The sequence below is a fragment of the Paenibacillus sp. GbtcB18 genome (assembly GCF_019091125.1).
Taxonomy (GTDB): Bacteria; Bacillota; Bacilli; order Paenibacillales; family NBRC-103111; genus Paenibacillus_F; species Paenibacillus_F chitinolyticus.
On sequence record NZ_JAGXJX010000574.1, the window covers coordinates 1 to 254 of the forward strand.

At 23.6% G+C, this 254-nt stretch carries 1 pseudogene; it reads right to left on the bottom strand.

Features of this window, described 5'->3' with window-relative positions:
• Positions 1-254, bottom strand: a pseudogene (locus tag KVT34_RS30600) (glycosyltransferase family A protein); the annotation flags it as partial.

A 254-nucleotide genomic window follows, 5' to 3' on the forward strand; every position in this document is an offset into this window, starting at 1 on the left:
TACAATATTTTCATATGTTTGATTCAATGCACTTTTTAGAGCTAATTCTAAGTAATGAAGTTTATTGTTGGTAGGAATAAGTATACTAACTTTCTGTAAATGAGAGTTGTTATTTCTATACTGTTTTTTCTTTTCTATATTTATTTCCTTTAGCTTAATTTTTCGATAGTAGTCTAATGTATATAATGTTGATGGTGGAACAAATTTTCTTGCATAATCTAGAAAATTTGTTATTGCTTTATATAATTCTTTTT